7 protein-coding genes and 1 tRNA gene are annotated in these 6156 nt (G+C 70.5%); all 8 read left to right on the top strand.

The genetic code is table 11. The annotated features are described in order from the left end of the window. Window positions 1-159, top strand: a 159-nt coding sequence (locus ACN675_RS27115; RefSeq protein ID WP_420753763.1) for a tyrosine-type recombinase/integrase, incomplete at its 5' end; no start/stop codon positions are given. Window positions 160-259: 100 nt separating this feature from the next. After that, window positions 260-1195, top strand: a complete 936-nt coding sequence (locus ACN675_RS27110) for a ParA family protein (protein WP_420753761.1) — start codon at window positions 260-262, stop codon at window positions 1193-1195. Window positions 1196-1198: 3 nt separating this feature from the next. Then, window positions 1199-2032, top strand: a complete 834-nt coding sequence (locus ACN675_RS27105) for a segregation and condensation protein A (protein ID WP_420753760.1) — start codon at window positions 1199-1201, stop codon at window positions 2030-2032. A gap of 104 nt (window positions 2033-2136) precedes the next feature. Next, entirely contained in the window at window positions 2137-2769 is a 633-nt protein-coding gene (gene scpB / locus ACN675_RS27100) for an SMC-Scp complex subunit ScpB (protein WP_231609808.1), read from the top strand. A 10-nt stretch (window positions 2770-2779) separates the two neighbouring features. Further along, entirely contained in the window at window positions 2780-3796 is a 1017-nt protein-coding gene (locus tag ACN675_RS27095; protein WP_420753759.1) for a pseudouridine synthase, read from the top strand. A gap of 17 nt (window positions 3797-3813) precedes the next feature. Next, window positions 3814-4476, top strand: coding sequence for a (d)CMP kinase (cmk, locus tag ACN675_RS27090; RefSeq protein ID WP_420753762.1), 663 nt, complete (start codon window positions 3814-3816; stop codon window positions 4474-4476). After that, window positions 4473-5891, top strand: a complete 1419-nt coding sequence (der, locus tag ACN675_RS27085) for a ribosome biogenesis GTPase Der (protein WP_420753758.1) — start codon at window positions 4473-4475, stop codon at window positions 5889-5891. The genes cmk and der overlap by 4 nt, the downstream gene beginning before the upstream one ends. 92 nt (window positions 5892-5983) lie before the next feature. Then, window positions 5984-6057 (top strand) — tRNA-Pro (locus tag ACN675_RS27080). Window positions 6058-6156: the final 99 nt, after the last annotated feature.

Here is a 6156-nt window from a genome sequence, read left to right as displayed (position 1 = left end):
CACTCGTTCGCCACCCACCTGCTCGACGGCGGCGCCGACGTGCGCGTCGTGCAGGAACTTCTCGGTCACGCCTCGGTCACCACCACCCAGATCTACACGCTCGTCACCGTCGGGGCGCTGCGAGAGGTGTGGGCCGGTGCGCATCCGCGGGCCCGCTGAGCACCACGCCCGGGAAGCGTGTCCGTCCACGGAACCCGGGGCCGAAGCGGTAGCGTTTGGGCAACAGATCAGTGACGCCGAACAGGGGGAGGACCGGACCGTGGGGACACCACACTCACCCGCAACGGACACGACCTACCCGGCTCCGCCCGCGTCGACCTCGCACGACGCGCGGCCGGTGGCCTCTGCAGCCGACATGGATCTCGGACCGACGGGGCGCCCGCGCCGGCACATCCCGGAACCACCGCCGCTGGCCGTCCACGGGCCCGCCAAGATCATCGCGATGTGCAACCAGAAGGGCGGGGTCGGCAAGACCACCTCGACCATCAACCTCGGGGCGTCCCTCGCCGAATACGGGCGCCGGGTGCTGCTCGTCGACCTCGACCCGCAGGGTGCGCTGTCCGCCGGACTCGGTGTCGCCCACCACGACCTGGACCTGACCGTCCACAACCTGCTCGTGGAACCGCGCGTCGGCGTCGACGAGGTGCTCATGCGCACCCGCGTCGAGGGACTGGACCTGCTGCCCAGCAACATCGACCTGTCCGCCGCCGAGATCCAGCTCGTCTCCGAGGTCGGCCGTGAACAGGCCCTCGGCCGCGCCCTCTACCCGGTGCTCGACCGCTACGACTACGTGCTCGTCGACTGCCAGCCGTCGCTGGGGCTGCTCACCGTCAACGCCCTGGCCTGCGCCGATTCGGTGATCATCCCGATGGAATGCGAGTTCTTCAGCCTGCGCGGCCTGGCCCTGCTCAACGACACCGTCGCCAAGGTCCGGGACCGGCTCAACCCGCGGCTGACGGTGGGTGGCATCGTCGTCACCATGTTCGACGCCCGCACCCTGCACGCGCGGGAGGTGATGTCCCGCGTGGTGGAGGTCTTCGGCGACCTCGTATACGACAGCGTCGTCAACCGCACCGTCAAGTTCCCCGAGACCAGCGTCGCCGGCGAACCGATCACCACCTGGGCCCCGAAATCCGGTGGCGCCGAGTCCTACCGGGCGCTCGCCCGCGAAGTCATTCACCGCTCCGGCCGCTGATCCGTGCCCGACGACACCCTGCTGCCCGACGACACCCCCGTCGAAGAACCCGACACCGGCGGATTCCGGGTCCGGCTCCGCAACTTCGAAGGCCCCTTCGATCTGCTGCTCAACCTCATCTCGCAACGCCGCCTCGACGTCACCGAGGTCGCGTTGCACGAGGTCACCGACGAATTCATCGCCTACACCCGCACCCTCGGCCCGGAGGCGGGACTCGACCAGACCACCGAATTCCTCGTCGTCGCCGCGACCCTGCTGGACCTGAAGGCCGCGCGGCTGCTGCCGTCCGGGGAGGTCGAGGACCCCGAGGACCTGGCGCTGCTCGAGGCCCGCGACCTGCTGTTCGCGCGGCTGCTGCAGTACCGCGCCTACAAGCAGGTCGCGGAACTGTTCGCCGCCCTCGAGTCCGCCGCGCTGCGCCGCTACCCGCGGGCGGTGGCCCTCGAGGAACGCTACGAGGGACTGCTGCCGGAGGTCACCCTCGGCGTCGACCCGCAACGGTTCGCGGAGATCGCCGCCGCCGCGTTCCGCCCCAAACCGCCACCGACGGTCGGGCTCGATCACCTGCACGTGCCGAAGGTGTCGGTGCCCGAGCAGGCCGCCCGGCTGCTCGAGCTGCTGCGCGCCCGCGGCGCCGGCACCTGGACCGGTTTCGGTGAGCTGACCGCCGAATGCGAGAGCGGACTGCAGATCGTCGCCCGGTTCCTCGCGCTGCTCGAGCTGTACCGCGAACGCGCCGTCCAGTTCGACCAGCCCGAACCGCTCGGCGAGCTGCTCATCACCTGGACCGGCGAGAACGACGACGCCGCCGTGGACTTCGAGGAGGATTACGGGTGACCGAGAACCCTGACACGGATGTCACCGACACGGATGTCACCCATACGGATGTCACCGACACGGATGTCACCGCCGAGCGGAATCTCGATGCCGAACTGCTCGACATGTCCGACGACGAGCTCGCCGCCGCCCTCGAGGCACTGCTGCTCGTCGTCGACACCCCCGCCTCGAACGAGCAGCTCGCCGCCGCGATCGGTGTCACCGCCACCCGCGTCGAATCCGCGCTGCTGGAGATGGCCGCGCAGCTGACCGCGCGCGGCTCCGGCATCGACCTGCGCTACGCCGGAGACGGCTGGCGGTTCTACACCCGCCGGGACTACGCGCCCTACGTGGAGAAGCTCCTGCAGGGCGGGGCCCGCACCAAACTGACCCGGGCCGCGCTGGAAACCCTCGCCGTCGTCGCCTACCGGCAGCCGGTGACCCGCAGCCGCGTCAGCGCGGTGCGCGGCGTCAACGTCGACGGGGTGATGCGCACCCTGCTCGCCCGCGACCTGATCGCCGAGGCCGGCACCGACCCGGAGACCGGCGGCACCCTCTACGTCACCACCGAGCTGTTCCTGGAGCGTCTCGGGGTGGCGTCGCTGCAGGATCTGCCGCCCGTCGCGCCGCTGCTCCCGGACGTGGATGTGATCGATGACATCTCCGAGAGCCTCGAGTCGGACCCGCGATTTGCGAGAATGGGAGGGAACTCGCGCACCGAGGACGTCTCGATCGCGGAGTTCGAGCCAGACAACTGACAGGAAAATCTTGAATACACCCGCTCGCCGTGATGGCACACCGGACCGCAAGAAGAACACCTCCCGCTCGGGCAAGACCCAGGGTTCATCCAGGGCACAGGCCTCGGGCCGGGCGGACGCCCCGAAGAAGGCGCACCGCAAGGGCAGCACCCCGCAGACCAAGCTGAACAAGCGTGGCCGGCCCGCCGCCCCGAAACCGGCCGCCAAGCGTCCCGACCCGATCCCCACCATCAGCAACGCCAAGCCCGCCCGGCACCAGCACAGCTCCGCCGCGCCCACCCAGCTGCCCGCCGGTGAGGGCGTGCGCCTGCAGAAGGTGCTCGCGCAGGCCGGGGTCGCCTCCCGCCGCGCCGCCGAGGAACTCATCGCCGCCGGCCGCGTCGAGGTCGACGGCAACATCGTCACCTCGCAGGGGCTGCGCGTCGACCCCGAGAACACCGTCATCCGCGTCGACGGCATCCGCGTCGTCGTCAAGAAGGACCTGGTGCACCTGGTCCTGAACAAGCCCCGGGGCTGGCAGTCCACCATGTCCGACGACCTGGGCCGCCCCTGCGTCGGCGACATCGTCTCCGAACGCGTCGCCGCCGGTCAGCGCCTGTTCCACGTCGGCCGACTGGATGCCGACACCGAGGGCCTCCTGCTGCTCACCAACGACGGCGAACTCGCCCACCGGCTGATGCACCCGTCCTTCGAGGTCACCAAGACCTACCTCGCGACCGTCAAGGGCGTACTCGCCCGCGGCGTCGGCAAGCAGCTGCGCGCCGGCGTCGAACTCGAGGACGGCCCCGCCAAGGTCGACAGCTTCGCCCTGCTCCAGGTCAACGAGGGCCAGTCCCTGGTCCGGCTGGAGCTGCACGAGGGCCGCAAGCACATCGTGCGCCGCCTCCTCGACGCCGTCGGGCACCCGGTGGTGCGGCTCGTGCGCACCGATATCGGGCCCGTCGCGCTCGGCGACCAGCGGCCCGGCACCCTCCGCGTCCTCGGCCGCAAGGAAGTCGGCGGCCTGTACCAGGCGGTGGGCCTGTGACCGCGCTGATCGTCGCGATGGACGGGCCGTCCGGCACCGGCAAGTCCACCGTCTCCAAACGGCTCGCCGAGCATCTGGGCGCCGCCTACCTCGACACCGGCGCCATGTACCGGCTCGCGACGCTGCACGCGCTGCGCCGCGGCACCGACCTGACCGACCCGGACGCCATCGCCGCCGCCACCGCCGATCTGCCCTGGTCGATCGGCACCGACCCGACCGTCGAGGACATCCGCCTCGACGGCCAGGACGTGCGCGACGAGATCCGTGGCGCCGAGGTCACCGCCGCGGTATCCGCCGTGTCGGCGGTCCCGCAGGTCCGGGAGATGCTCGTGGCCGCGCAACGGCAGATCGGCCGCGACGCCGAGCGCATCGTCGTCGAGGGCCGCGACATCGGCACCGTCGTGTTCCCGGACGCGGACGTCAAGATCTATCTGACCGCCTCCGCCGAGGCACGCGCGCAGCGGCGCAACGCCCAGAACATCGCGGAAGGTCGCGGCGACGACTACGACGCGGTGCTGGCCGCCGTGCAGCGCCGCGACCACCTCGACTCCACCCGGGCGGTGTCCCCGCTGCGCGCGGCCGACGACGCCGTGCACGTGGACACGAGCGACATGAACATCGACGAGGTGATCACTGCTCTGGTCGCGGTGGTCGCCGAACAGACGGGAGCGGCGCTGTGAGCGACGACGTGACAATCGAATTCGCCGGCGACGGCACCTGGTCCGAGGAATCGGACTGGGACATCGAACTCGGGGAGGGCGGCGACCTCGAGGAGTTCGTGCCGGTCCCCACCGTCGCGGTCGTCGGACGCCCCAACGTCGGCAAGTCCACCCTGGTGAACCGCATCATCGGCCGCCGCGAAGCGGTCGTCGAGGACGTGCCGGGCGTGACCCGCGACCGCGTGTCCTACGAGGCCAGCTGGAACGGCCGGCGATTCATGGTGCAGGACACCGGCGGGTGGGAACCCGACGCCAAGGGCCTGCAGCATTCCGTGGCCCGGCAGGCCGAGGTCGCGATGCGCACCGCCGACGCGATCCTCGTGGTCGTCGACGCCACCGTCGGCGCGACCTCCGTCGACGAGGCCGTCGCGAAGGTGCTGCGCCGCTCCAAGACCCCGGTCATCCTCGTCGCCAACAAGGTCGACGACGACCGCGTCGAAGCCGAGGCGGCCGCGCTGTGGTCGCTCGGGCTGGGCGAGCCGCACACCGTCTCGGCCACCCACGGCCGCGGCACCGGTGATCTGCTCGACGTGCTGCTCGAGGCGTTGCCGGAAACCCCGCGGGAAGGCACCGGCGGCGGTGGTCCGCGGCGCGTGGCGCTGGTCGGCAAGCCGAACGTCGGCAAGTCCAGCCTGATCAACAAGCTGTCCGGGGACGAACGGTCCGTCGTGCACGACGTCGCCGGCACCACCGTCGACCCCGTGGACTCGATCGTCGAACTCGGCGGCAAGCCGTGGCGGTTCGTCGACACCGCCGGCCTGCGCAAACGCGTCAACAGCGCGTCCGGTGCCGAGTTCTACGCGTCGCTGCGCACGCGCGGCGCGATCGACGCCGCCGAGGTCGCGGTGCTGCTGATCGACGCCTCGCAGCCGATCACCGAGCAGGATCAGCGGGTCATCACGATGGTCGTCGAATCCGGTCGCGCCCTGGTGATCGCGTTCAACAAGTGGGACCTCGTCGACGAGGACCGCCGTTACGAACTGGGCCGCGAGATCGAACGGGACCTGCTGCGGGTGCCGTGGGCGGCGCGGGTGAACATCTCCGCCAAGACCGGCCGGGCCGTGCAGAAGCTGGTGCCGGCGATGGAGACGGCGCTCGAATCGTGGGACAAGCGCATCTCCACGGGCCGGCTCAACACGTGGCTCAAGGAGGTCGTCGCCGCGACGCCGCCGCCGATGCGCGGCGGCCGGCTGCCGCGGGTGCTGTTCGCCACCCAGGCCGCCACCCGGCCCCCGACCTTCGTGCTGTTCACCACCGGGTTCCTCGAGGCCGGCTACCGCCGCTTCCTCGAGCGCCGGTTGCGGGAGGAGTTCGGCTTCGACGGCAGCCCGGTGCGGATCTCGGTGCGGGTGCGGGAAAAGCGCGTCCGCAAGTAGAACCCACGCCCCAAAATGGGTCGCTGACCAGGCGATTGGTGCTTCGGTCCGTCACTGTTGTAATCTCAACGAGCGCTCGACGAGAGCGCGGACGGGCTGTGGCGCAGCTTGGTAGCGCACTTGACTGGGGGTCAAGTGGTCGCAGGTTCAAATCCTGTCAGCCCGACAGGTAGGTAGGGGCAGGCCCCGGATTCTCCCGAGAATCCGGGGCCTGACTCGTTTCCGGCCCCGTTCTTCCGAGCGCATGTACCGTTCGTCTCCTTGG

It is taken from the genome of Rhodococcus sp. O3 (genome assembly GCF_048897285.1).
GTDB lineage: Bacteria > Actinomycetota > Actinomycetes > Mycobacteriales > Mycobacteriaceae > Rhodococcus.
Note: the sequence above shows the minus strand (reverse complement) of the source record. Positions and strands in the feature narration are given on the sequence as shown.

What these genes read in the sequence shown, in the direction of transcription:
- scpB (WP_231609808.1), top strand. Translation starts at nt 2,137, where the DNA reads ATGTCCGACGACGAGCTCGCCGCCGCCCTCGAGGCACTGCTGCTCGTC.
- cmk (WP_420753762.1), top strand. Translation starts at nt 3,814, where the DNA reads ATGGACGGGCCGTCCGGCACCGGCAAGTCCACCGTCTCCAAACGGCTC.